General features: G+C 40.3%; 19 protein-coding genes and 1 tRNA gene. 18 read left to right on the plus strand and 2 right to left on the minus strand.

Features of this window, described 5'->3' with window-relative positions; genetic code table 11:
• Positions 1–96 precede the first annotated feature (96 nt).
• Positions 97–1,989: a RecQ family ATP-dependent DNA helicase gene (locus ACYZ0U_RS08315; protein WP_461451621.1), complete on the minus strand. Its 1,893-nt coding sequence runs from the start codon at positions 1,987–1,989 to the stop codon at positions 97–99.
• A 182-nt stretch (positions 1,990–2,171) separates the two neighbouring features.
• Between ACYZ0U_RS08315 and ACYZ0U_RS08320 the strand changes: the two genes are divergently transcribed.
• The 6 genes from ACYZ0U_RS08320 to clpX all read left to right on the plus strand — a co-directional run bounded on the left by ACYZ0U_RS08320 (position 2,172) and on the right by clpX (position 11,370).
• Entirely contained in the window at positions 2,172–5,363 is a 3,192-nt protein-coding gene (locus ACYZ0U_RS08320) for an amidohydrolase family protein (protein ID WP_461451622.1), read from the plus strand.
• Positions 5,364–5,629: 266 nt separating this feature from the next.
• Positions 5,630–6,241 (plus strand): GIN domain-containing protein, encoded by a 612-nt coding sequence (locus tag ACYZ0U_RS08325; RefSeq protein ID WP_461451623.1) that lies wholly within the window; start codon positions 5,630–5,632, stop codon positions 6,239–6,241.
• A gap of 132 nt (positions 6,242–6,373) precedes the next feature.
• Positions 6,374–7,093, plus strand: a complete 720-nt coding sequence (locus ACYZ0U_RS08330; RefSeq protein ID WP_461451624.1) for a head GIN domain-containing protein — start codon at positions 6,374–6,376, stop codon at positions 7,091–7,093.
• A gap of 494 nt (positions 7,094–7,587) precedes the next feature.
• Positions 7,588–8,949, plus strand: coding sequence for a trigger factor (gene tig / locus ACYZ0U_RS08335; RefSeq protein WP_461451625.1), 1,362 nt, complete (start codon positions 7,588–7,590; stop codon positions 8,947–8,949).
• A 330-nt stretch (positions 8,950–9,279) separates the two neighbouring features.
• The gene (locus tag ACYZ0U_RS08340) at positions 9,280–10,005 is read left to right on the plus strand and encodes an ATP-dependent Clp protease proteolytic subunit (protein WP_461451626.1); all 726 of its coding nucleotides are present in this window, start codon (positions 9,280–9,282) and stop codon (positions 10,003–10,005) included.
• Between the two features lie 126 nt (positions 10,006–10,131).
• Positions 10,132–11,370 carry an ATP-dependent Clp protease ATP-binding subunit ClpX gene (clpX, locus tag ACYZ0U_RS08345; protein ID WP_461451627.1) on the plus strand — a complete coding sequence of 413 codons (1,239 nt, stop codon included), beginning with the start codon at positions 10,132–10,134 and terminating at the stop codon, positions 11,368–11,370.
• A 285-nt stretch (positions 11,371–11,655) separates the two neighbouring features.
• On the opposite strand, the gene ACYZ0U_RS08350 is transcribed toward clpX, so the two are convergent.
• Positions 11,656–12,288: an HAD family hydrolase gene (locus ACYZ0U_RS08350; protein ID WP_461451628.1), complete on the minus strand. Its 633-nt coding sequence runs from the start codon at positions 12,286–12,288 to the stop codon at positions 11,656–11,658.
• A 66-nt stretch (positions 12,289–12,354) separates the two neighbouring features.
• Between ACYZ0U_RS08350 and ACYZ0U_RS08355 the strand changes: the two genes are divergently transcribed.
• The 12 genes from ACYZ0U_RS08355 (at position 12,355) to ACYZ0U_RS08410 (ending at position 25,599) form a co-directional block, all read left to right on the plus strand.
• Positions 12,355–12,428: transfer RNA gene (locus ACYZ0U_RS08355), tRNA-Ile, on the plus strand.
• Between the two features lie 293 nt (positions 12,429–12,721).
• Entirely contained in the window at positions 12,722–13,954 is a 1,233-nt protein-coding gene (locus tag ACYZ0U_RS08360) for a site-specific integrase (protein ID WP_461451629.1), read from the plus strand.
• A gap of 362 nt (positions 13,955–14,316) precedes the next feature.
• On the plus strand, positions 14,317–14,622 hold the full coding sequence (locus ACYZ0U_RS08365) for a hypothetical protein (protein ID WP_461451630.1): 306 nt from the start codon (positions 14,317–14,319) through the stop codon (positions 14,620–14,622).
• Positions 14,623–14,767: 145 nt separating this feature from the next.
• A complete protein-coding gene (gene dndC / locus ACYZ0U_RS08370; RefSeq protein WP_461451631.1) occupies positions 14,768–16,084 on the plus strand; it encodes a DNA phosphorothioation system sulfurtransferase DndC in 1,317 nt (438 codons plus the stop codon).
• Complete coding sequence (locus ACYZ0U_RS08375) at positions 16,074–18,149, plus strand: AAA family ATPase (RefSeq protein ID WP_461451632.1); 2,076 nt, start codon at positions 16,074–16,076, stop codon at positions 18,147–18,149. The genes dndC and ACYZ0U_RS08375 overlap by 11 nt, the downstream gene beginning before the upstream one ends.
• A 3-nt stretch (positions 18,150–18,152) precedes the next feature.
• Positions 18,153–18,551 (plus strand): DndE family protein, encoded by a 399-nt coding sequence (locus ACYZ0U_RS08380; RefSeq protein WP_461451633.1) that lies wholly within the window; start codon positions 18,153–18,155, stop codon positions 18,549–18,551.
• Between the two features lie 2 nt (positions 18,552–18,553).
• Entirely contained in the window at positions 18,554–20,587 is a 2,034-nt protein-coding gene (locus ACYZ0U_RS08385) for a DEAD/DEAH box helicase family protein (RefSeq protein ID WP_461451634.1), read from the plus strand.
• A gap of 11 nt (positions 20,588–20,598) precedes the next feature.
• A complete protein-coding gene (locus ACYZ0U_RS08390; protein ID WP_461451635.1) occupies positions 20,599–20,805 on the plus strand; it encodes a CxC ATPase DNA modification system associated small protein in 207 nt (68 codons plus the stop codon).
• Positions 20,795–22,783: a hypothetical protein gene (locus tag ACYZ0U_RS08395; protein WP_461451636.1), complete on the plus strand. Its 1,989-nt coding sequence runs from the start codon at positions 20,795–20,797 to the stop codon at positions 22,781–22,783. Before ACYZ0U_RS08390 ends, ACYZ0U_RS08395 begins: the two co-directional genes overlap by 11 nt.
• Before the next feature lie 2 nt (positions 22,784–22,785).
• Complete coding sequence (locus tag ACYZ0U_RS08400; RefSeq protein WP_461451637.1) at positions 22,786–23,253, plus strand: hypothetical protein; 468 nt, start codon at positions 22,786–22,788, stop codon at positions 23,251–23,253.
• A gap of 61 nt (positions 23,254–23,314) precedes the next feature.
• Positions 23,315–24,637, plus strand: coding sequence for an ATP-binding protein (locus ACYZ0U_RS08405; RefSeq protein ID WP_461451638.1), 1,323 nt, complete (start codon positions 23,315–23,317; stop codon positions 24,635–24,637).
• Positions 24,637–25,599, plus strand: a complete 963-nt coding sequence (locus tag ACYZ0U_RS08410) for an O-methyltransferase (RefSeq protein ID WP_461451639.1) — start codon at positions 24,637–24,639, stop codon at positions 25,597–25,599. The genes ACYZ0U_RS08405 and ACYZ0U_RS08410 overlap by 1 nt, the downstream gene beginning before the upstream one ends.

A 25,599-nucleotide genomic window follows, 5' to 3' on the forward strand; every position in this document is an offset into this window, starting at 1 on the left:
TATATTCTTCGTGCATCATTTTAATCCTAATTTCTGAACTCGATTTTTTATAATTCTGTTAATTCTTTAATTTTAAAAATTCAGGTTCAGACAACCCTACAAATAATAAAGCTGCCCGTCGGTCTTAAGCTTGCCCGCATCTAATAACAGCCGGATCGTCTCGATGCGTTCTTTTTCTACACCGCTTTTTATCGTGGTGATCAAAGCGCCAATATCCAGCGGACTAACAGTGAGCAGTTCCACAATTTCGTTGGTAATTTCATCGCCGATCTCGGCCGCATTGCGCCGGCGTTTTTCTTCGAGGCATATGTCGCATACGCCGCATTTGGGCGCGTTAATTTCATCAAAATAAGCCAGCAGCATCTGGCTGCGACAGCGGCGATGGAGTGCGTAGGCAAAAACCGCCTCTATCTTCATGCGAATGGTTTCCTTGCGCTGCTCTATCAAATGCTTATTGATATATAAAGAGTTGGCGTGCTGCCTTGATTTTAAATAGGTTACCTGCGGATGGTCCGTTTGTGGCAGGTAGTTCAGGATATTCATTTCCTGTAATTGTTTTAACGCGTCGATCACCTGCTGGGTGCTCATATTGGTACGGCGGGCAATGTCAAACTCGCGCAGGCGAACATAATTTTCAAACGCGCCGCCATAAGAGCGGAGCAGGGTTTTGATGAATGGGTCCCATCCGGCATTCTGGATCTGGAAATTGTATAACTGTTCGTTAAAGACCTCGAACCTGAACCGCGACGGGAGAAACACACTCTCGTTAAACGACAGATATTCGTCCTGCTCTAAAAACTTCAGCGCATTTAAAGTTTTAACTGGGTCCAGGCTGTATTTGCTGCAAAATTCGGCAACGTCAAGATCAAAGCTAACGCCTTCACCGGCTTCATAAGCCAGCTGGTAGTAATTGGCAAGGTTATGGTAAACCTTTTTAATTTCATCAACCGAAGGGAAATTGAACTCCAGTTTTCGCAACTCTTTTTGACGATCGGCCTCGGTGTATAATAAAATGCCGTAAGCTTTATGTTCGTCGCGACCGGCCCGGCCGGCTTCCTGGTAATAGGCCTCCAAACTTTCGGGCAAATCCTTGTGGATCACAAAACGCACATCCGGCTTGTCGATGCCCATACCAAAGGCGTTAGTCGCCACAATAATGCGTGTACGGTTATTGACCCAGCTTTCCTGCCGCGCTGAACGCTCAGGCATAGGCAAGCCGGCGTGGTAGTAATCGGCACGGATGCCATTATCATTATAAAATTTGGCTATTTCAACTGTTTCCTTGCGGCTGCGCACATAAACTATTCCGCTGCCCTTTACCCCCTGCGGAATGTCGAGCAGCTTTTTCAGCTTGTTTTCCTCATTTAAAACTACATAGCTAATGTTCTTCCGCTCAAAGCTTTTCTGGAAAACGTTCGCATTTTTAAATTGAAGCTTTTGCTGGATATCTTCCCTAACTTCGTCAGTCGCGGTAGCCGTAAGCGCTAAAACAGGCACATCGGGGTTCAGTTCACGCAGATCAGCAATATGCAAATACGGCGGACGGAAATCATAACCCCATTGAGAGATACAATGCGCCTCATCAACCGCAATCAGGTTCACCTTCATGTATTTAATACGCTCACGCACTAGGTCAGAAAGTAAACGCTCGGGCGACAGGTACAGAAACTTAACTTCGTTATAAATACAATTATCCAAGGCGATGTCGATCTCGCGCTTGCTCATGCCGGAGACGATTGAAACTGCATTTATGCCTTTAGCTTTCAGGTTTTCCACCTGGTCTTTGATCAAAGCGATGAGCGGTGAAACCACGATACAGATACCATCTTTAGCCAGCGCCGGTATTTGAAAACAGACCGATTTGCCGCCTCCTGTTGGCAGCAGCGCCAGCGTATCGTGCCCTAACAGAACAGATTGTATGATCTCTTCCTGCACCGGGCGGAAGGCATCATGGTTCCAATACTGTTTAAGGATCTGCTGGATGGTCATTTATTGGTAGAATAATTGATTGAGTTGAACTTATTGTATTATACGGTTACGGGTGGGAAATAATGAGCAAATCATCTCATTCACTACTCACCTCATTAACCATACTTAAATTAATGTGACAATCCCAAAACTATCTAATTACATCAATAGTTTTAACTTCGCACAGCAAACATCGTAAAATAATGAAGTTTTTATACCTACAAATCCTTTTTCTGTTTTTAGTTTCAACCGTTCAGGCACAGAAATGGAGCGTTGAAAATCCGCCCGGCACTTCAAAAAAGGTTACGCTTACGCTTAGCGAAGGCACCTGGATGGATTTAGATGTTAGTCCCGACGGTAAAACTATTGTTTTTGACCTTTTGGGCGATATCTACAGCATGCCCATTACCGGCGGCAAGGCAACGCTGTTAGCGGGTGGCAAAGCCTGGGAAGTGCAGCCAAGATTTAGCCCTGATGGCGGACGGATCTCCTATACCAGCGATAAGGAAGGCGGCGATAACATCTGGATGATGGATTTGGATGGAAGCAACAAGCATTCCATCACCAAGGAAACCTTTCGTTTGCTGAACAACGCCGTTTGGACACCCGACGGGCAATTTCTGATTGCGAGAAAACACTTTACCAATACCCGATCTTTAGGCGCGGGCGAGCTTTGGTTGTACAATAAAGCAGGCGGCGAAGGCATACAACTCACCAAGCGCAAAAATGATGAGCAGGATGCAGGAGAACCCGATGCATCGCCGGATGGCAAGTTTATTTATTGGAGCGAGGATGTTACGCCCGGTCCAAATTTTCAATACAATAAGGATCCAAATAAAGGAATCTACGCTATCAAAAGCCTGAACCGCCAAACAGGGGAGATCAGTGTTGTAACCGGTGGAACCGGTGGCGCATGCCGCCCGCAGATCTCGCCTGATGGCAAACTGCTGGCTTTTGTGAAACGTGTGCGGTTAAAATCCGAAATATATCTGCGCAATCTTTCAACCGGGGAGGAATGGCCGGTGTATGATGAGTTATCACATGATCAACAGGAAACCTGGGCTATTTTTGGCGTATACCCCAATTTCGCCTGGACACCGGATAGCAAAAACCTGGTATTTTATGCCAAGGGTAAAATCTGGTCGCTGGACATTAATAGTTTGAACGCAACTAATATCCCATTTGAAGTTACATCAACCCAAACCATAACCGACGCACTGCATTTTCAGCAAAAAGTTTTCACGGATGACTTTACCGTAAAGATGATCCGCGAGCTGACTACCTCGCCTGATGGTAAAATGGTAGCATTTAACGCCGCGGGATACATCTACACCAAAACATTGCCTAACGGCGTGCCGACAAGGATCACCTCTACCCCGGATCTGGAATACTCACCCGAGTTTAGTCCCGATGGCAAATCCATTATTTATATCGACTGGACCGATGAGCTAAAGGGTTCCATCAACCAATACACTATCGCGACCAAAACCGTAACCCGCTTAACCACCGAAAAAGGTTTTTACTATACGCCGAAGTTTTCCAACAAAGGCGATAAGATAGTTTTTCGCAAGGGCGAGGGTAACGAAGTGCTGGGTTTTGCATTTGGTAACAATCCCGGTATCTACACTATGCCTGCAACAGGTGGAACGCCGCAGATGATCATCAACAATGGTATCGATCCGCAGTTCTCTACCGATGACTCCAAAATATATTACCAAAGCAGCGATGGCGATAAGAAAACCTTTCGTGTAATGGATGTGAGCGGCGCAAACCAGCAAACGCTGTACACCTCAACCTACGCCACCCAGTTTAACCCAAGCCCTGACGGAAAATGGATGGCTTTTACAGAGCTGTTCAACTGTTACATTACGCCGATGGTGAGCACCGGTAGTCCGCAGGATCTGTCGGAAACGAATAAGGCCATACCACTAACCAAACTGACCAAAGATGCAGGCACCTACCTGCAATGGAGCAAAGACAGCCAAAAACTGATGTGGACCTTAGGCCCGCGCTATTATACCAAAACCATTGCCGGAGGCGATACAACTGGAATTGACTTAGGCCTGAAATTAAAAAGCGATGTTCCTGATGGTAAGATCGCGTTCAAAAACGCGCGTATCATTACCATGAAGGATGATAATGAAGTGGTGGAAAACGGTACCATCATCATCGACCATAATAAAATTGTAGCCATAGGCAAAGCCGACCTGGTTATCCCTGCCGATGCCAAAGTTATTGACGCTACCGGCAAAACCATTATGCCGGGTTTGGTTGACGTTCACGCGCACCTGCATCCCAGCGCTGACGGCATTTCGCCGCAGCAGGATTGGAACTATTATGCCAACTTATCTTACGGTGTAACTACAGCGCATGACCCATCAACTAATACCGAAATGGTTTTCAGCCAGGCTGAAATGCTGAAGGCTGGTAACATGGTTGGCCCGAGGGTATATTCCACGGGAACCATATTATATGGTGCCGATGGCGATTTTAAAGCTGTAATTAACAGCCTGGATGACGCACGCTCCAACCTGCGCAGGTTAAAGGCGGTAGGAGCGTTCTCCGTAAAAAGCTATAATCAGCCACGCCGCGAGCAACGCCAGGAGATTATTGCTGCAGCCCGTGAATTGCAAATGCAGGTAGTTCCGGAGGGTGGCTCAACCTTTTTTACCAATATGAATATGATATTGGATGGACATACAGGTATTGAACATAACATCCCGGTTTGGCCGGTTTATAAAGATGTGATCTCGTTATGGAACGCCAGCCGGTCAGGCTATACACCTACGCTTATTGTTAGCTATGGAACACAGTTCGGCGAGAATTTCTGGTACGACCGTACGGATGTTTGGAAAGATCAGCACCTGTTGAACTTTGTACCCCAGTATATTGTTGATGCCCGCTCTCGCCGCAGGACAACTTCGGAATACGGCGATTATGGGCATATCGATATATCAAAATATGTAAAAGAAATTGCGGATGGTGGCACAAAGGTAAACATGGGGTCGCACGGGCAGTTGCAGGGTCTTGGCGCGCATTGGGAAATGTGGATGCTGGCACAAGGCGGTATGGCACCAATGGATGTGCTGCGTTGCGCAACTATTAATGGCGCATCATATTTAGGTATGGACAAAGAGATCGGTTCATTAGAGCCTGGCAAACTGGCCGACCTGATTGTGCTGGATGAAAACCCACTGGATGATATCCGCAATACTAATAAAATTAAATATGTGATGGTTAACGGCCGCTTGTATGATTCCGACTCAATGAACGAGATCGGTAACCGCGAAAAACCACGCCTGCACTTCTGGTGGCAAATGAGCCGCGGCGACATGGTTGGCCTGCCTGTTGAAAATACCGAAACCTATTTGTTCGGCACGCAGGATGGTGATTAAGTTAGCATCTGCATTCATTATTAGATGTCTGAACTCGAATTTTAGGAATTTATTGAATTTTCAGAATTCTGATCATTCTTTAATTCCATAAATTCAGGTTCAGACATTTTTTCTTTCCCTTTTCACCGATGAAATTTCGGGCTTTACCGACATATTAATGTCATACGTCTAATTGGTGCTAAATCGTTGTAACGTTTATGGAGTGAGGTCGTCTTATGGTTGTAATTAATGAAATACAAATAATTGACAATCAAAAATTTAAAATAATGAAAACCTCAGTAATCACCATCGCAGCCTTAGTAGCATTAACCTTTGGTACAGTAAATTTAAGTAAAGCAGCCACAAAATCAAACGACAACGCTGCTGTTGTTTTAAACAACATAAGTAAAATAAACAAGATCGAGATTCACGGCAACGTTGAAGTATTTGTAAGCAACGGCACCGAAGACCAGGTAAAAGTTTACAATAAATACTATTCAGAAAACGCTTTGGTACAAAGCCAGAACGGTACTTTACGTATATCATCATACACAAAAGATAAATTGGTGGTTTGGGTAACCGCTAACGACTTACGATCAATCAATGTTTATGATAACGCAGATGTAAAATCATTTGGTAAACTATCAATGATCGATCTTAATGTAAACCTCTACAACACCGCGTCAGCAACGCTTGATTTGGATACTTACAACACCGCAGTTAATGTAAACGACCGTGCTAAAGCTAATTTAAGCGGTAATGTTGAGCAATGCGACCTGCAATACACCGCACAGGCAACTGTTAATCAAAGCGAATTAAAAACAATAACCCTTAACCAGGCTAAACAAAATATTAAACCTGCACAGGCTAACCAGGTTGATGAGTTAGCCACTCTATAAATGCTACTTTTGCAAAAGTTCAATCATATATCAGGAGCTATGTCCCACGGGACGTAGCTTTTTTTTGACTTTACTGAAACCTGTTCAGTATATTAGTTGTCTAATTCTAAAAAACTTATAAAACACTTTATCATGAAAAAAATGTACTTATTCACCACCATATTAGCTGCCGGCTTTTTGGTTAGCACCTTATCTGCTTGCGAAATGGATTGCATAAAGGGATCAGGCCACCAGGTTACCGAAACCCGTAAAGTGGTTGATTTTAAAAAAATCACCATTTCGGGCGCGTTTAAAGTTTACCTGAAACAGGATAGCTCGCTAACCGTAAGCATCACTGCGGATGATAATATCATAAAACATATTAAAACACCGGTAAAAGGCGATGAGCTTGAAATAAAAATGAAGCGCAGCACTTGTAATACCGGTGAACCCGTTGTCACCATTGGTGTGCATAACTTGGATGAGTTAAATACATCAGGCAGCAACGAGGTAATAGGCAACGGTACGCTGGTTACTAAAGATCTGTCGATTGGTATGTCGGGCGATAGTAAGATCACGCTTAGCCTAAACTCAGCTAATGTTACTACTGAAGGCAGCGGCTCGTCTGATTTGAACCTGACCGGGCAGGCCAGTTCGCACAAGATCAATTTCAGTGGGGATGGTAATTTAAAGGCCTACGGTTTTATTGTAGGTGATTATGATATCGAAACATCAGGCTCAAGCGATTGCGAGGTAAATGCGTTGCACACCTTGCATGTAAGTACCAGCGGATCATCAGATATTAAATATAAAGGCAACCCAAGTATCACCGAGGAAAAGTCAGGTTCATCGAGCATAGAAAAGGTGAATTAAGTTTATTGTTGGCTTATGATTATTTAACCACAGCGTACACAGAGAGGCACATCGTTTTTATAAATTTTGTCATTCTCGGAATTAAGAATCTGCTAAAGCCTGAATTTCTACTGTTTGCACTAACGTTTACTTTCTTCTGGTATCGCTAACGCTAAGTTGTTACTTTCTTTTTCCGCAAAAGAAAGTAACCAAAGAAACCCCTGGCTGCGCCTGCTTCTATAAAAGTTAATGCGAAATTTTCTGTTCTGCTACCCGAACCAGCCGATGCCAGTATTTTGCGTTTAACGGAGCTGCTGTGCGTTATCAAAGTAATAAAATCTCTGTGCCCCGCTACGCACCCTGTGGTTAAAAACAATAAGCATTACAGTTATTATCCCGCTAAATCATCAATTTAATTTTTTTTAATACCTTTGCGCCTCTAAAAAATGTTTGTTGGCATTGCTATTGATAATAAGCTACAAACGATTTAAAAATAAATTTATCCGCAAAAAAAGATGAATATTTCACAGGAAAAAATTGATAACCTGAATGCGATCTTAAAGATCAACCTTAACCCCGAAGATTACCAGCCACGTGTTGAAAAGGCTATAAAAGATCAGGCTAAAAAAGCTAAAATAGCAGGTTTCCGCCCGGGTATGGTTCCCCCATCACACATTAAAAGAATGTACGGAAAAAGCATTTTGGTTGACGAGATCAACACAATGCTGTCAGATTCCCTGAATAAATATATTGAAGAAGAGAAATTAGAGGTATTAGGTCAGCCTTTGCCGAAGGTGGAGGATAATAAAGAGTATAACTGGGATTTTGCCGATACTTTTGAATTTAACTACGAAGTTGGTTTGGCTCCTGAATTTAATATAGAGTTTACATCTAAAGATAAGATCACCCAATATGTGATCAAAGTTGATGAGGAAACATTGGCATCAAGGATCAAAAATATCCGCAGAAGCTATGGCAAAATGACAAATCCTGACGTATCGGCAGATGATGATGTGCTTTATTCTGAATTAGTTCAACTTTCTCCGGATGGTTCTGTTTTTGAGGATGGAATCACGAATACAACATCTATCCGTTTAGACCAGGTACAAAATGATGAAGTTAAAAAATCATTGATCGGACTTAAAAAAGATGATGTGGTAACGCTGGATATTCAGAAGGCTTATAATAACGACGCGACACGTATTGCGGCTATTTTAAAGGTTGACGAAGATGTGGCAGCTGATTTAAAATCAAACTTCAGGTTAACAGTTAAAAACATTAACCGTTTAGAGGAAAGCGATTTGAACCAGGAGTTCTTTGACAAATTATTTGGTGAAGGTACCGTAACAAACGAAGCAGAATTCAGGGCTAAAATAACTGAAGAGTTAGAAAGCATGATGCAGCAGGATACTGAGCGCCAGCTACAGGATGAGATCTACCACTACAGTTTAGGTAAAGTTGATTTTAACCTGCCTGACGAATTTTTGAAACGCTGGTTAAAAGCTACCAACGAAAAGTTGAACGACGAGGAATTGCAGGGTGGTTACGCTGATTTCGCGAAAAACCTGAAATGGACTTTGATCGAAAACAAGATCCTTAAAGAAAGCGACGTTGATATTAAATACGACGAAGTTTTCGCGTTAGCAAAACAACGTTTAGCACAGCAGTTCCAAATGTACAGCCCGCAGCCAATTGCCGAGGAGCAATTAGCGCAATACACTGTACAATACCTGCAAAACAAAGAGAATGCAAACAAAATATTTGAAGAGCTTAAAGCCCTTAAAACTTTTGATTACATAAAAGGCATTGTTACTTTAGATAAGAAAGACATCAGCATTACTGATTTTAACAAATTAGTAGCTGAGCATAAACACTAATCGTTTAGTGCCAAGTATTTAGTAACAGGTAGCAAGACGATTGCGATCTGATACTCACCAAAAGCAACTTTAACAGTTGCTTTTGTGTTTTAAGTCCTTTGTCATGCTGAGTAACGAAGCATTTGTATCAATGCAGAATACATTACAGATTTTTCACTATGTTCAGAGTGACAATTAGAATGAAAATTAATTCTGATACTTGAAACTAAATACGCGATACCCAATAATAAATTTACTTTTTGCAAACTTTCGGGTGATAAAAGTATTGAAGTAACAACTATATTTAGGGCGGTTAACAACGCCCATACATAAAAACAAAAAACAATTAACATGGATACTATTGATAAAAATGAATTCCGGAAATATGCGGTTAAGCATCACCGCATTAACAGTATATATGTAGACAAATACATTGCTAATGTTGACCGCAGCCGCATGCCAAGTGGTATAGTTACACCAAACGGCATGACGCCTTATATTATTGAAGAACGCCCGCTGAATATTTCTCAGTTAGATGTGTTCTCCCGTTTAATGATGGACCGTATCATCTTTTTGGGCGATGCGATTTATGATAATATTGCAAACATTATACAAGCTCAATTGCTATTCTTGCAGTCGGCAGATAGCAAACGCGACATCCAGATCTATATTAACTCTCCGGGTGGCTCTGTGTATGCCGGTTTGGGTATATATGATACGATGCAGTTTATATCAAATGATGTAGCAACCATTTGTACAGGTATGGCAGCATCAATGGGTGCGGTTTTATTATGTGCAGGTGCTGAAGGTAAAAGGGCAGCATTACCACATGCAAGGGTAATGATTCACCAGCCATCAGGCGGTGCGCAAGGCACGCAATCAGATATCGAGATATCGTATCATGAAATTACCAAGCTTAAAAAGGAATTATACCAGATCATAGCTGATCACAGCGGCGCATCATACGAAAAGGTATGGGATGCATCAGACCGTGACCACTGGATGATTGCTGAAGAAGCAAAAGAATTTGGTATGGTTGATGAAATTTTAAGAGGCAACAGTACTAAGGCTAAATAATTTTTAGTCGATAGACCATAGGCCATGGTCAATAGTAAATTACTCCGCTATGGACGATTGACTATTGACCATGTACTTTTATATATTAAAACAAATAATTAGTTTTGTTAAACAAAAGAAAATCAGATGAATAAGAACAGCAAGGAGATCAGGTGTTCATTCTGCGGCGCAGGAAAACAGGACTCCCTGATGCTAATAGCCGGGCTTGACGCGCACATTTGCGATAAGTGTGTGAACCAGGCAAACGAAATATTGGCTGAAGAGCTGAAAGTGCGCAAGGTTAAAACTACGCCGGCAACACCTGGAATATTGAAACCTGCTGAAATTAAGGCTCACCTTGACCAGTATGTTATTGGACAGGATGACGCTAAAAAGGTATTGGCGGTTTCGGTATACAATCACTACAAACGCTTAAATCAACGTGTTGAAAAAGATGAAGTAGAGATCGAAAAATCAAACATAATTATGGTTGGCGAAACCGGTACAGGTAAAACCTTACTGGCTAAAACGCTGGCTAAGATATTAAATGTGCCTTTTTGCGTTTGTGATGCCACCGTATTAACCGAAGCCGGTTATGTTGGCGAAGACGTGGAAAGCATTTTAACCCGCTTGCTCCAATCTGCCGATTACGATGTTGCAACTGCTGAACGTGGTATTGTTTATATTGATGAGGTTGATAAAATTGCCCGCAAGAGTGATAACGCATCCATCACCCGTGACGTATCAGGCGAAGGCGTACAACAGGCTTTATTGAAGATATTGGAAGGTACCATGGTTAACGTACCACCGCAAGGCGGCCGTAAACACCCCGACCAAAAAATGATCACCGTTAACACCAGCAACATCCTGTTTATTTGCGGGGGCGCGTTTGATGGTATCGACCGTAAGATCGCCAACCGTTTACGTACCCAAACCGTGGGTTACAAAATTAAACGCGAGGATGGCGAGGTTGACATGAAAAACTTGTACAAATATATTACACCACAGGACTTAAAATCATTCGGCTTAATACCTGAATTGATTGGCCGCCTACCGGTGCTAACCTATTTGAACCCCTTGGATAGGGAAGCACTGCAAAATATCCTTACAGAGCCTAAAAACTCGCTTTTAAAGCAATATAAAAAGTTGTTTGAATATGAAGGCGTTAATTTAGAGTTTGAGCCTGACGTTTTGGATTTTATTGTTGATAAGGCAGTAGAGTTTAAATTAGGTGCCCGCGGATTGCGTTCCATTTGCGAAGCGATCATGATCGACGCGATGTTTGAATTCCCATCCCAAAAAGATGTGAAGCAACTCACCGTAACGTTAGAATATGCGCACGAAAAATTCGAAAAGTCAGACTTGAAAAAGTTGAAAGTAGCTTAATTTTGTATTCTAATATGAAACAAAAAAAGCCCGGTGAATACTGGGCTTTCTTGTTTCATAAGATAAGCCATTAGCTTAAAAAAGCTTCATTTTTAGTGCTTTTTTAAGTAGAAAAGGTGTTTTTTTAAGCGATTTTGAAACGATTTAAGGTTTAAAAACGCTCTTTTCAGCCCGTTTTGAAGTCAAATTAGCACTTAAAAACGCCATTTTTAGCCCTTTTAAGGCCGAAAAGCGTGCTAAAAGTGTACCAAACGTACCATAATGTTTCACCTGTTTCGTGGCACATTATACTAATTTTTCCCGCTCAAAAAAATTCTGTATAGTATCCGGCGCCGTCATCAGGAAAGTTTGGATACCCAGCTGTCTGGCAGTTTCCAGGTGCTGCGGGCTGTCGTCGATAAACAAAGTTTCGGCAGGCTCCAGGTTGTTCTCGTTCAGCACCTGCTCAAATATTTCGGGTTCAGGCTTACGTTTACCAACCAGGTGAGAATAGTATACCTTCTCGAAGAATGGGTCATTGCTATCTATATTATACTCGCTTTTCAGGTAACGGTGAACATATGCTTCATGAATAGCATTGATATTGCTGAGTAGGAATGTTCGGTATTTATTTTTTAGCTTTAGTAATAATTCATGGTTACCTTCGGGGATACCTACGAAGATGGCATTCCATGCATTGTCGATCTGCTCATCGGTAAGCTCGGGTTTGTTAGCAAGCTCACGTATCCGGTTACGGAAATCGGCATTGCTGATCTCGCCGCGCTCTAACAGGTTGAACACGGGATCCTGCTGGCGGTGCCCATAAAACTCATCAGCATTATTGATACCCAGCGCTTTCCAGGCTGACTGAACCTGTTTAAAATCGATATTGAAGATCACGTTGCCGTAGTCGAAGATTATATTTTTAATATTTTGCATAATTAGAGTTGGTAAATTAAGCGCAAATATGTAATATTGCGCCTCGAAAATAAACAAATATTTTCAGCGCCTATAGCTCAGTTGGTTAGAGTAGAAGACTCATAATCTTTTGGTCCCTGGTTCGAGCCCAGGTGGGCGCACAAAGCAGACAAGTTCCGCACCCTAAAACCCCTTAAATCGCTGATTTAGGGGGTTTTTTCATTAATTACCCCCTTACTAACCCTTTGTAAAGCCTAAGTTCTCGTTACCTATCCGACTACCTGTTTTTTGTTTTTAACTTAGGTAACACAAACCGCTTCAATGAATTGAATTACAGTTTATTACAGCGTTAAAAGTTGATTTTTTCGGTCGATTTTTATTGGGTTTGTGTTACCTGTTGTGTTACCTAAAACGGTATGAAGTAATAACATTTAAAACTTAAAAATTACATTTTATGCAAACATCACAGTCGTTTGGTATTCATTTTACCACCCGTCCTGACAAAGCGAAAGACGGAAAAGAACCCATTTACGCCTGCGTGACCGTAAACCGTCAACGCGCTTACATCGCTTTAAAACAAAATGTTGATCCAAAAAATTGGGATGGCGGCAAGGGAGCCGCCAAAGGCAATAAGGATGAGGTTAAATCGATTAACAATTACCTGGAAGAAGTAAGGCTTGCCATAGGTAACAGTTACAAGGAACTTCAGATTAAAAGGAAAATGTTATCCGCTAAAGCGGTTAAAGATCTATATCTCGGGGAGGAAGCACAAGTTTATTCCCTGAGCCGCCTTATAACGTACCATAACGAAACTTCTACCGAGGATTTAAAGTGGAGTACGCTGAAACATTACTATGTCACCCAGCGCTATTTGGTAAAGTTTCTGGAAACTCAATTTCATGCAACAGACATTTACCTGCACCAGTTAGATTATAAGTTTGTAAAAGACTTTGAGGTGTTTCTACGAAACCATAAACCTAAAGATCACCAGCAGCCTCTTAACAACAACGGTGTGATGAAGCATATCATTAGGTTGAAGAAAATGACTAACCTGGCTTTAAACTTACAATGGATAACAAACGATCCCTTTGCTACCTACAAGTTAAAGATCCAAAAGGTAAATCGGGAACAATTATCTGAAAAGGAACTGTCGGATATGGAGAAAAAGGCGCTATCTATAGCCCGATTAGATATGGTAAGGGATATGTTTGTCTTTTGCTGCTATACAGGATTGTCGTACGTTGATATGATCAACCTAACACCTGCAAACATCATTGCCAGTAGCGACAGTGAAAGATGGATTAGGACTTGCCGTGAAAAAACATTAATACCAGTTAATGTACCGCTACTTCCACCAGCTTTAAAGATTTTAGATAAATACAAGGATAACATACGGTCACTTTCAGATGGCCGGGTATTTCCAACGGTATCGAATCAAAAGGTCAATAGTTATTTGAAGGAAATAGCCGACTTATGCAATATCACTAAAAAAGTGACCTTTCATATTGCCAGGCACACATTTGCAACTACTGTTACCTTATCGAATGGTGTACCAATAGAAACAGTGAGTAAAATATTAGGTCATACTAAAATTACTACCACTCAGATTTATGCAAAGGTTGTTGAGAAAAAACTGAAAGAGGATATGAAGAATTTACAAGACCGATTGGCCATAAAGAATGTATAAACAATCGCAAGGATTAACCTAAATAAGATTCCTAAGGACCATCACATAGACGATGATTGGATAGATACTTTACACCCCAATAAAAAATATTAATTACGTTCCGTATTAGTTAGCAAATACACAGTCTTTAATACAAACATCAATAAATGCGAGGCAATACCTATAATATCCTTGCGTTTGTTTGTTTTTAATAAGTAAAAAGTATCGCGAAGTACTGCCCCTTAGTTTTCAAGTACCAAAAGACTACGGCATAACTCGTTCCTCGGTCGCTCGGCCTTCGGCACTTATTCCGTTTCCTTTTGGTACTTGTACCGGGGCAACTTCATATGCTTTCTTTTTAACTTATTTAAAAAACTGAGACAATGAACACAGAATATATGATTTGCTATGGCTTCACTTTTAATGTTTACGTTTACAGCAAAAACGGAAAAAAATATACGAAACATAACGTTTCCGCTATTGGGTTAACCTACAGCCTTGCGTTGTGGGACATGGAAAATAAGTTGAAACGTCGCGGAATGCAACTTAATCATATCAATAATGTGACTGTTGAAAGAATTGAATTCGCGCTTGACGAAAAAGGATGCCCTGTTATTCTTCCTTTATCCGAAAACATGCCAATAATACCCGACAATTTTGATAATAACAGCATTCAAGGGGATCCGTGAACCTGTTCATAATTTGTAATATGGGTTACATTTACCCTGTGTTACAACGTATAAAATGTTGCCATTTTTAACATTATTACGCTCATTATAAGTAATAAAATTACCATGAATTTCTCCTATATTTACATGATATAAAAGAAAATTAATGGGAAATGTTATCCAACTGATAAATAAGGAGATCCAGTCACAGTACTTTGAAGATGACGGAAAAATCCCTTGGATAATAGGGTTTAGCGGCGGCAAAGATTCTACAATGATGCTGCAATTAGTTTGGTACGCGTTAAAAGAATACCCGGTAGAACTTTTGCAAAGACAGATCTATGTAGTTTGCAACAATACATTAGTAGAAAACCCGAAGATCATAGCATTCACGGAGCATATTCTCAACAAAATTGAAAAAGCGGCGTTCGAGCAGTCTATGCCTGTTTTTGTAGTAAGGACAACTCCGAAACTTGAAGATACATTTTGGGTAAACCTGATTGGTAAGGGTTACCCAGCGCCAAATAATGCCTTTCGTTGGTGTACGGAACGCTTAAAGATAAGTCCTACGACGGAATTTATTAAGAATAAGATCAGCCAGGTAGGCCAGGCAATAATTCTGCTCGGAACGAGAAAGGAAGAAAGCGCATCAAGATCCGCAAGCATCACCAACCATACAAAAGAAGGCACGAGGCTACGAAGCCATGTGCTGCCCAATGCGTTTGTTTTTAGTCCGATACAAGATGTTACGGTTTCAGAACTGTGGCAATATCTTAATCAAGTTGAATCGCCTTGGGGAGCTGATAATAAGCAATTAAACGCGCTATACAGAAACGCAAACGGCGGCGATTGCCCTTTGGTTATCGATGATACAACTCCGTCATGCGGCAATAGCAGATTTGGCTGTTGGGTTTGTACGGTTGTCAAAAAAGATAAGTCTATGGAGGCTTTGATTTTAAATGGCGAAGATTGGATGGAGCCTTTATTGGAGATAAGGGAGCTATTGGTTACAACCCGAAATAATCCCGACTGGCGAGAAGATACCCGTCGTGATGGCTCTGACGGCATTGGCCCATATAAGCCAGCTAAGCGCGCTGAAATACTGGAGCAACTATTACGGGCACAAAAAGAGATAAAACAGCGAGACGAAACAATAAGCCTGATTAACTACCAGGAGTTAGTAGCCATTCAGATAACGTGGTATCGAGACAGTATATTTAATCTGAGCGTAGCCGAAATCTACAACCGGGTCAATGGAACGGACTTTTCAGACAATGATTTTAAAGACCAGCTTGTATTTGAAAAGCAATTGCTTAAGGAGGCATGTACCCAACATCCTGAAGATGTCAAATTAATTGAAGAGCTTTTGGAATTACAACGCTCTAAAATTTTAATGGTAAAAACCAGGGGGTTGAATAATGATTTGGAAAATCACCTTGAGAAATACGTTAAATCATTAAACGTGACTACTAATGCTGATTGATAAGGTTACACTAAATAATTACAGAGTTTATGAAGGTGAAAACATCATAGGTTTTGACTACGACCATGAACGTAACATTACCATAATATCTGGCAATAACGGTTTCGGAAAAACTACATTTCTAACGTCGCTTATTTGGTGCCTTTACGGTAAGCTTATGGCTGATGTGGATGAGAAGTATAAGCGGGAAATCTATGAAGCGGGGGGATATAAAAAGTATTGTGAAAAGACTGTTAATCGAAATCATTTTAAGCAGGTCACGTCTACCGCAAACGGAGCTAACTGCAATTTTTCTGTAAGTATCGTTTTGTCAAGGATATTTATCCCGGCAATACAATGTAATAATGTAGAGATTATTCGGACCTACAATGTGTTGACCGAACAGGAGTCGTTGGAAATTTTGTTAGATAACAGAAGCAATGAACTAACCAAAGAACTCGGCCCCGAAATTTTCGTGAACGATTTTATTCTACCAAGGGAAATCGCTAAGTTCTTCTTTTTTGATGCCGAGAAAATTGTTTCGCTTGCAGAAATGAAATCGGTAGATGAAAAACGTCAATTAAGCCGTGCCTATTCCGAGGTTTTGGGAATAAAGAAATATGAAGACCTTAAGAGCAACCTTGAGAACATCCGCCTGAAGCTTCGTAAAAATACGGATATCGGAAAGGATCGGTCTAAACTTGACGAGCTGAGAACCGCCAATGCCTCAAACGAGAAATTAGCGGTTTATTATGAAAATAAAATTTCTGAAATAACAGAAGAACTCGCGAGGAAGAAGCTTGAGTCAGATAAATGCCAAGAGCGGCTCATACGCGAAGGCAGTACGATCACCATTGATGAATTAAAGGAGCTGAAGCAATTGCGAGAAAATACCATTGAAGAACAGCGAATGCTAAAGATGAAGGTTAATGAGTTGCTTGAGTTCGCGCCGTTGGCTATCGCATCCAACAAGCTCAGCGCAGTGTATGAACAGGTCGCACAGGAGGTAGAACAGCAGGAACAAAAAGTATCCCAGGTATTTTTGGCGAAAAAACTAAATAAGATTAAGCTGGAAATTGGCTCATACAAAAGAGAGATCAAGTTAAAAAAGGAACACGAATTACTGCTTCATTCAATCATTGAAAAACACCTAATGCCCGAAGTAGAACTGATTAAGGTAAAAAAGCTATTAAATTTCAAGGTAGAGGAGGTTAACAACCTGCAATCCATAGTAGATAACTTGGGTAACTCCTACAATAAACGTTTGAAAGACATTTCCCAAAATTTAAAAATAGTGCAAAGTTCGTTTTCAATTATTAATAACAAACTTCGTGACGCTGAAACAAAAGAAACGGATCTTGTGATACAGGAAATCCGGAAAGAAAAAAACAAGTTCGAAAAGGAAATTGCTGAAATAGAGAATCAGTTAATAGAAGTTCGTGCTAAGTTGCTTCATCTTAATAATGAACGATCTAACCAAAAAAAGCTCATTACCGAACTGACGAAAAAAACAATGGTGATTCAGGCTGATCTGCAGAAGGACCAGCAAGCGGCGCGGCTGATTGACGAGCTTGCCGTATTTACACAAAATTTAAAACATCAAAAAAAAGAATCACTACAGGAGAAAATCCTTTCGGCGCTTAAAAAGTTAATGCACAAGGCCAATTTTATTGCCCGTGTGGAGGTGAAAGTATTTGACGACCTTATAGACATTGATCTGTATGATAAAAGCGATAATGAAATCAATAAGGATGGCCTGTCAAAGGGAGAACAGCAACTTTACGCAACAGCCCTGCTAAAAGCGCTTGTCGATGAATCCAATATCAGGTTTCCACTGTTCGTTGACAGTCCGTTACAGAAATTCGATAAAAAACACGCTCATAATATAGTAACAGAATTTTACCCATCTATTTCTGAACAGGTAGTTTTATTCCCGTTATTGGAGAAAGAGCTTTCACGTGAAGAATATGGCTGGTTGAAAAATCGCATCAATAAGGTGTACCTTATCGAGCATAAGGATCATAGCAGTTCACAATTGAGGGAAATTGAACCAAATGAACTTTTTGAAATTAACACCTACGCTTAAGTTATGTTCAGCAGCATAAAGACTTCAAAAGCAAATAAGGAGATTGTACAAGATCTTACAAAGAAACTGAACCTCGGTTCTGAAAATATTATAGCTCGTATGGCATTTGCCTATTCGTTATCTAAAGAGAGGGTTTTAGACCTCAAGGATATCAGGGATGCACAGGGTAAAGAATACAGCGCTAAAATTTTGTTCGGTGAATATTTGCCGTATTATGTGGCAATGATCAGTGTCCACTATAATATTATGCATACTGATAAAGACGTTTCAAGGTATGTAAAAATGCATGTTGATGATGGCTTGGATATCATCAATAAAGAGTTCGTCAAGACCAATCTTTCCGGTATGGAATATATTTTGCAAAAAATAGAAACTGGTTTGAAAAAACTGGAAACAAATTAGCTATGTTAAGAGATGCGGACCTAAAGCCGGTATATGCCACCGGCGAAGATGAACCCATTGAGTTTTATCTCGAAGGTCTTCTAAATAGCACGAAATTAGATATCGGGCTTGGCTTTTTCAGCTCTTCCGCAATAAATACCTTAGCAATAGGCTTCGCCTATTTTATTAAGCGGGGCGGAAATCTTCGTTTACTCATCAACGATTTTTTATCTCCCCAAGATAAAAAGGCGATACTTCTCGGTCAAAGCGGCGATAAAATCTTGGTTGAAGAAAAAATCATCAATGATATTGTGAAATTAAAGGCCACCCTATCGAAAAGGGATGAGCATTTCTTTAATTGCCTCTCTTGGCTGATTGCAAACCAAAGGATTGAAATACAAGCGCTGATTCCTAAAGCCAATAAAGTTGGCATGGTTCATCAGAAATTCGGAATATTTACGGATTCTGCTAATGACAAGGTAGTGTTTACGGGTTCGACAAATCTTTCGAAAACTGCTTTGCAACTAAATGTAGAAGATCTCTGCTGCGATTTTTCATGGAATGAAAGCACATTTGTAATCCAAAGAATAGATAAATTTCAAAGTATCTTTGAGAAGGCATGGAACGGTGTTTCACCATCGGTGGAAACTATTCCTATTGAGCGAATTAACTCGACAATTTCAGAGCTTTTCCCCTTCAATACTATTGAGCAACTGATCGGCGAGGAATACGATTTAGCGCTTGAGTTATATGAGAGCCCGGACCTACCTGATAGTTTGAAAGAGAAATTGAAGAAAATAATAGCTGAAGGGAAAATAATAGACGTATATAAACTACCTGATAAGAATAAATGGGAGCATCAGGACACTGCCGTTAAGCTATTCAAGGAAAGTAAGCACGGTATCCTTAATATGGCTACCGGAACAGGTAAAACGAAAACGTCGCTTAGAATTTTTACAGAACTCGTCCAATCACGAGATATCGAAACGGTAATTATCTCATGTGACGGCGTAGACTTATTAAATCAATGGTACAAGGAGCTTCTTAACCTCATCAGAAAAGGCTTATCCGGTTGGATCATTTACAGGCATTATTCAGAGCATCATGACAGCGACAAGTTCCGAAATAACCCCGTAAAGAAAATACTTTTGATATCAAGATTGAAATTGGATCTTGGTTTATATGAATTGCCCAAACATATTGCAGAAAAAACTCTCCTGATACATGATGAAGTCCATAAATTGGGAAGTGATGGTAACATGGTGCGCCTTAACGGCCAATCGGATGAAATCGAGTATAGGTTGGGTTTAAGTGCCACACCTGAAAGAGAGTATGATGAGGAGGGTACTCAGTTTATAGTTGACCATATAGGCCCTGTGATTTTTGAATTTGGCTTGGAAGATGCAATACGAAAGGGGATCTTAGCACCCTTCAATTACTTCCCGCTTCCATACTCCTTGACAAATGAAGATCGGCAGAAATTAAGATCGGTATATAGTAGAAAAGCTGCACGGGAAAAGGCCGGCAATCCCATGTCCGACACGGAATTTTATATAGAGTTATCTAAAGTTTACAAAACGTCTCAGGGGAAGATTCCTGTCTTTCATAATTTTATTCATGCAAACCCTCAAATTTTAACCAGTTGCATCATATTTGTTGAAACGAAAGAATACGGCTTGGAAATTCTTAATTTGGTACATGAATTAAGTACCGAATTTCACACTTATTTTGGGGATGATGATTCTTCAGAGCTGGAGCGATTTGCAAGAGGTGAAATAAAATGTCTTTTGACTTGCCACAGGCTATCAGAGGGTATTGATATTCGCTCGTTACAAAATGTTATATTGCTGTCGTCAGCCAGGGCGAAACTGGAAACTATTCAAAGAATTGGCAGATGTCTGAGAAGCGATCCGTCAAATCCGTCAAAAGTTGCAAACGTTGTGGATTTCATAAGGACAAGTGACGATGATGAAGACGGGACAATTGACCCGGAAGCGAACGCTGATACAGATCGTGAAGAGTTTTTAAGCAATCTATCCAAAATAAGACCCGAATAACTTAAACCATTATGCTAAAGAGCGAAATTACTTCTTCATTTCAAAAGGCCGTAGAAGCCGAAGGCCAGCCACCGGAATTAGCAACTAAATTAATTAAGTGGATGGAAAGTGTTGTTGACAACAGTGAAGATATAAACAATAAGGACGCTTATAAAAGGAGATGTGACGTGTGCTTTGATGCGACCATAACCCCTAAAGAAGATGCTCATGGCAATTGATTTAAAAATTTTAGGATGGTCGGCTAAAGGTTTGAGATGTCCTGATCATCATATTTCATTTGAAAGCAGCCCCAATGTAATTCATAAAGTATCGCTCATCCAGATGCCTAACGGCACAGGAAAAACTACCGTTCTCAATTTAATCAGGGCGGCACTTTCGGGTCCAAAGTTTTGGGTGCCCCCAACTTCAGATAATTCATCAGATCCCTCAAGAGCATTAAACTTCAGAAAATCTAAAAATAGTTCCTCCGGCGTTTTTGAGCTAAAGCTTGTATACGATAATGATAAAAGATTAACCTTTATTCTCAATTTTGACTTTTCAGGCGAAGGTTCCGTTCTATATACAACTGTAGGCGCAAACGGAAATAACGCGGATTTTATCCCGCCGCATAATTTACGTTCGGTACTTCAGAAGGATTTTATTTCCTTATTGATTTTTGACGGTGAACTTGCAGAACGGCTTTTAGACCCCGGTTATACTAATGCACAAAAAGCTATTGAGGAATTGTATCAATTGTCCCTGATAAATCGGATGGAGGAAAGAATTGAATCCTACTACAATGAAATAGCAGCTTCAGCAAATTCTAAGGGTAGTCCGCGCGAATTAAGCCAACGAAAGAATAAGGTTGAAAATTTGACAGCCCGGATTAAAGAGGTTAGTGAAAGTAAAGCGAAATCAAAAAAAGAACTTAATAAAATTGATTCTGAAATCCGGTCATTGGAGAAAGACTTCAACGAGGAAATTAATAAAAACACTGATAATCAAGTCAAAATAGCTACCGCAGAAGCGGCCCACAATGAAGCATTAATCCGGTTAACGGATGCATCAAAAAGCTTAGCTGAATTTATAAAGAAGCCCTCAGAAATTTCCGACAAATTTGGTTTGGCGATTACTTCTCTTAAAGACCATTTAGATCGTGTAAAGCTGCCGGGAGTTGCTGCCCGTGAATTTTTTGAAGAGCTTGCCCATGAAGCTCATTGTATTTGTGGCCGTGACATTGACGCTAATGTGAGTATCCAAATTCAGCAAAACGCTAAGAATTATTTAGGCGCAGAAGAAGTCGGTGTTTTGAATTCGATGAAATCGGATATTAAAGCGAGTATTATCGATGTAGATCAGCCTGTGGGTTTACAGTTTAAAAGCAAAATAGATGAAATCAAAAGATTACAGGATACCGAAGCCACTGCAAAACAGAACATAGAGTTGATTAAAGATGAAGCAAGCAGGGAAGACCCGCAAGCTGAAAGGATTAAAAAGAAACTTGATGAATTGAAGGCGCAAGCTGAAAGACTGAAAATTGAATTAGAGAAGTATGACAGTCTGTTAGACGATTCGGACAGCAGCTGGAACCTTGATATATTGAAACGCAGACTCGCGAATGCAGATCGTGAGTTAGCTGACGCAACAGGAACAGTTAGTCAAAAACTGAAACGGGATGTTCTTGTGAAGATTCTGAAAAAGACATTTTTGATTGCCAGGGAATCGTTAAGCAAGTCTGTATGTAATGAAGTCAATGAGAAGATTAAATCGTTGATGCCTGATAATGAAATGAAAGTATCCTCCATTGATCGTTCATTAAGGCTTGAAGGTAAAGAAGGCGGTAGCGTGGGGGAAACGTTGACGGTAGGATATGCATTTTTATCAACCCTATTGTTCAATTCATCGCATCAATTACCATGTGTTATTGATAGTCCTGCCAACCCGATTGATTTAGCCGTAAGGCCCGAAATCGCGGCATTAATTCCAAATATCAGTAACCAATTCATTGCATTTACCATTTCAAGCGAGAGACCAGGGTTTTTCAAGCCGCTTTTAAAGGCATGTGATGACAAGGTTCATTTACAAACTCTTTTCCGCAAGAAAAACCAAGCACTTATAGATAGCGCATTATTGGAGCCTGATGTGCAGCAGACTGATGATGGGATATGGGTAGCCGGGCGCAAATTTTTCGAATCATTTCACACAGAGACTGAATAACTATGGCATTTCGCATATCAAACACTGCCAGGCATTGGTTCAGGCATCTAAAAGGCAAACCGGGGACAGAGATTGACTTCGATTTCTTTTATTTCTGTTTTATAGCAGGAATAGCTACCGAGAAAAAAGATCCTTTGCCGAATTCAGAAACAACAGAACTGATACAAAATTTTCCGAAGGACTATGCACCTCAAAGAAATCTGATCATTGCTTTATTCTTAAAAGCAGAGTTGAAGGACATGGGTATTGATTTAAATGAAAGAAAAGCCCTGAACAAAGAGCTATCGGGCCTACTTGATCCGAATACCGTTACCCGCCTGAGTGATGAGGGATTAAAGCTATTAAATTATTACTCGCACGGCGGCTTCCTTAAAATCCAGGAACGAATACCTGAAGAGCCTCGCAATCTCGATGCGTTTTTAATAAGTTATTATGAATTTCTAAACCCATATTTAGAAAATTTCAATTGAGTATAATAATATTATTATCTTCAACTTCCGTTTTCCTGAATCAAAAACTTAACCGTCACACATGGCTGATCAAAATATTATTAAGGCGAGTCCGACAAAAGAATTCTTTATCGACATGCTTACAAGGGATATCCCTTTAAACAGGGCTATTATTGACCTGATCGACAACTCCATTGATGGCGCAAAACAGGTTCGAAAGAAAGAAGACTATCATGGCCTTAAAGTCGAGGTATCTGTTAGTAAAGATCAATTTATAATCAAGGATAATTGCGGCGGTTTCCCGCTTTCCGTGGCAAAGGAATACGCATTCCGCTTCGGTAGACCGAAAGAGGCAAAGTTTGTAGAACATTCTATTGGCCGTTTCGGTGTTGGTATGAAAAGGGCGTTATTTAAAATCGGGAAAAGTTTCACGGTTGAATCTAAAAATAAGACCGATCACTTTTTAGTGTCAGTTGACGTTGCGTCTTGGTTGAGCAAGCCCGAGGAATGGGACTTCAGTTATGTCGAAAAAGATAAAATACCCGCCAAACTAAAATCACTTGATAAAGAAGACGGGACAGTCATCATCGTAAACAATTTATACGACAATATCGCTTCTGACTTTGGCGACAACGTTTTCTTAAATGATTTGGAAAAGGAAATAAGTTTAGCTCTCAATTATAGTATTCTAAAAGGTTTAGAAATTGATCTAAACAAAAAGGTTATTATACGAAAAGACATTTCCTTCTTGTGGGGTGATCATCTAAAGCCATACTTCAAAAAAATTCCCATAGTCAAAGAAAATGTGGTTGTAAGTATATATTGTGGCATTGGGGAACCTTTGCCGAGCGTGGCAGGCTGGTATATTTTCTGCAATGACCGATTAGTTTTAGAAGCGGACAAGTCCTATACAACAGGTTGGAAGGAAGCAAAAGAGGATGAGGGTAATATTATTAAGTATCACAACAAGTTCGCAATGTTTCGGGGAGTTGTTATGTTTGATTCGCCGGATTCAAGTAAGCTTCCAATGACAACGACAAAAACAGGAATAGATGCAGGACATCCGGTGTATAAAGCTGCAAGGCCGGAAATGCTATTTGCCATGAAACAGGTATTAGGCTTTCTAAATACAATTGATGATCGGCAGGTACGTGACGATATAGTAGCGAATGCGAAACCAAGAAGAATCGATGAGGTTCGACAATCAGAAAAATCTCTTTCACCAAAATTTGTAGCGCCCAAACCGGCAGCCGCCGAACGTAACAGAGAATGGGCCTCTATCTCATATTCCAGAAAAAGTTCTGTAATTGAAAAGCTGAAAGAAATTTTCAATGTTTCCACTAACCGGGAAGTTGGAGAAAAAACTTTTGACTACTATGTTAATGTGAATAAAACAGAACTTTAATGGCATCGTACAATATATTTAATTATAATTATCGGCCGGCGAAGTCTATAGAAAGAAAGCTTTTTGTAGAGTTGTTGAAGGAGATTTACGGGGTCACTGAAGCAAGAAAGTGTACCTATATTGGATTTGGTTCAATATTTTTTACCGATTTTAAGATGATCCACAAGGAATTGGGCATCAAAAAAATGATAAACATTGAAAACAAAGTAGAAGATAAAATCCGATTTGAGTTTAATAAACCATATTCCTGCATCGATCTTCATTGGGGCATGTCAACTGACGTATTGCTCGATATTGATTATACCGGTAAAAAAATATTTTGGCTTGATTACGATGAGACACTTCAGTCTTATATGTTTGAGGATATTGAAACGATCTTTACTAACTTGGAACCGGGAAGCTTTTACATGGCAACATGTAATAGCTCGCTACCAAAATATATAGATAAAACATCCGGCGTTTATAAACCTGAAAAATTTACTGCTGACTTCGCAGACTACGTACCCTATGAATTGACCAATCTGATGATGACTGGAGCACAGTCTCCTTACCTGATTCGTGACATGGTGAACAGATGTATTAACCATATTTTAGAGCAAAGAAATGCAGTACTAGATCCACCGGAGCAATTAGTATACCAACAGTTACTTTTCCTGTCCTACAAGGACAGGGCACCCATGTTTTCTACAGGGGGCTTATTATTGCGGAGAAAGAACCTTAATGATCAATCGATAAAAACGATCAAAACGTTAGCATACGTAAAAACAGGAAGCCAAGAATTATTGGATATACAGTCACCGGTACTAACAAGTTCTGAAATTGATTTAATAAACTCCCATTTACCTAAACCGAAAGGACGTTTTTTAAACCTCAAAAAGCTGGATTTTATTCCCGAAGACCAACGAGAGAAATACTTTAATGTATATAGATATTATCCTTCTTACGTAGAAATTAGAGATTAA

This window comes from Mucilaginibacter sp. (genome assembly GCF_965225845.1).
In the GTDB taxonomy this organism is placed as follows: domain Bacteria; phylum Bacteroidota; class Bacteroidia; order Sphingobacteriales; family Sphingobacteriaceae; genus Mucilaginibacter.

What these genes read in the sequence shown, in the direction of transcription:
- ACYZ0U_RS08315 (WP_461451621.1), bottom strand. Translation starts at nt 1,989, where the DNA reads ATGACCATCCAGCAGATCCTTAAACAGTATTGGAACCATGATGCCTTC.
- ACYZ0U_RS08320 (WP_461451622.1), top strand. Translation starts at nt 2,172, where the DNA reads ATGAAGTTTTTATACCTACAAATCCTTTTTCTGTTTTTAGTTTCAACC.
- ACYZ0U_RS08325 (WP_461451623.1), top strand. Translation starts at nt 5,630, where the DNA reads ATGAAAACCTCAGTAATCACCATCGCAGCCTTAGTAGCATTAACCTTT.
- ACYZ0U_RS08330 (WP_461451624.1), top strand. Translation starts at nt 6,374, where the DNA reads ATGAAAAAAATGTACTTATTCACCACCATATTAGCTGCCGGCTTTTTG.
- tig (WP_461451625.1), top strand. Translation starts at nt 7,588, where the DNA reads ATGAATATTTCACAGGAAAAAATTGATAACCTGAATGCGATCTTAAAG.
- ACYZ0U_RS08340 (WP_461451626.1), top strand. Translation starts at nt 9,280, where the DNA reads ATGGATACTATTGATAAAAATGAATTCCGGAAATATGCGGTTAAGCAT.
- clpX (WP_461451627.1), top strand. Translation starts at nt 10,132, where the DNA reads ATGAATAAGAACAGCAAGGAGATCAGGTGTTCATTCTGCGGCGCAGGA.
- ACYZ0U_RS08350 (WP_461451628.1), bottom strand. Translation starts at nt 12,288, where the DNA reads ATGCAAAATATTAAAAATATAATCTTCGACTACGGCAACGTGATCTTC.
- ACYZ0U_RS08360 (WP_461451629.1), top strand. Translation starts at nt 12,722, where the DNA reads ATGCAAACATCACAGTCGTTTGGTATTCATTTTACCACCCGTCCTGAC.
- ACYZ0U_RS08365 (WP_461451630.1), top strand. Translation starts at nt 14,317, where the DNA reads ATGAACACAGAATATATGATTTGCTATGGCTTCACTTTTAATGTTTAC.
- dndC (WP_461451631.1), top strand. Translation starts at nt 14,768, where the DNA reads ATGGGAAATGTTATCCAACTGATAAATAAGGAGATCCAGTCACAGTAC.
- ACYZ0U_RS08375 (WP_461451632.1), top strand. Translation starts at nt 16,074, where the DNA reads ATGCTGATTGATAAGGTTACACTAAATAATTACAGAGTTTATGAAGGT.
- ACYZ0U_RS08380 (WP_461451633.1), top strand. Translation starts at nt 18,153, where the DNA reads ATGTTCAGCAGCATAAAGACTTCAAAAGCAAATAAGGAGATTGTACAA.
- ACYZ0U_RS08385 (WP_461451634.1), top strand. Translation starts at nt 18,554, where the DNA reads ATGTTAAGAGATGCGGACCTAAAGCCGGTATATGCCACCGGCGAAGAT.
- ACYZ0U_RS08390 (WP_461451635.1), top strand. Translation starts at nt 20,599, where the DNA reads ATGCTAAAGAGCGAAATTACTTCTTCATTTCAAAAGGCCGTAGAAGCC.
- ACYZ0U_RS08395 (WP_461451636.1), top strand. Translation starts at nt 20,795, where the DNA reads ATGGCAATTGATTTAAAAATTTTAGGATGGTCGGCTAAAGGTTTGAGA.
- ACYZ0U_RS08400 (WP_461451637.1), top strand. Translation starts at nt 22,786, where the DNA reads ATGGCATTTCGCATATCAAACACTGCCAGGCATTGGTTCAGGCATCTA.
- ACYZ0U_RS08405 (WP_461451638.1), top strand. Translation starts at nt 23,315, where the DNA reads ATGGCTGATCAAAATATTATTAAGGCGAGTCCGACAAAAGAATTCTTT.
- ACYZ0U_RS08410 (WP_461451639.1), top strand. Translation starts at nt 24,637, where the DNA reads ATGGCATCGTACAATATATTTAATTATAATTATCGGCCGGCGAAGTCT.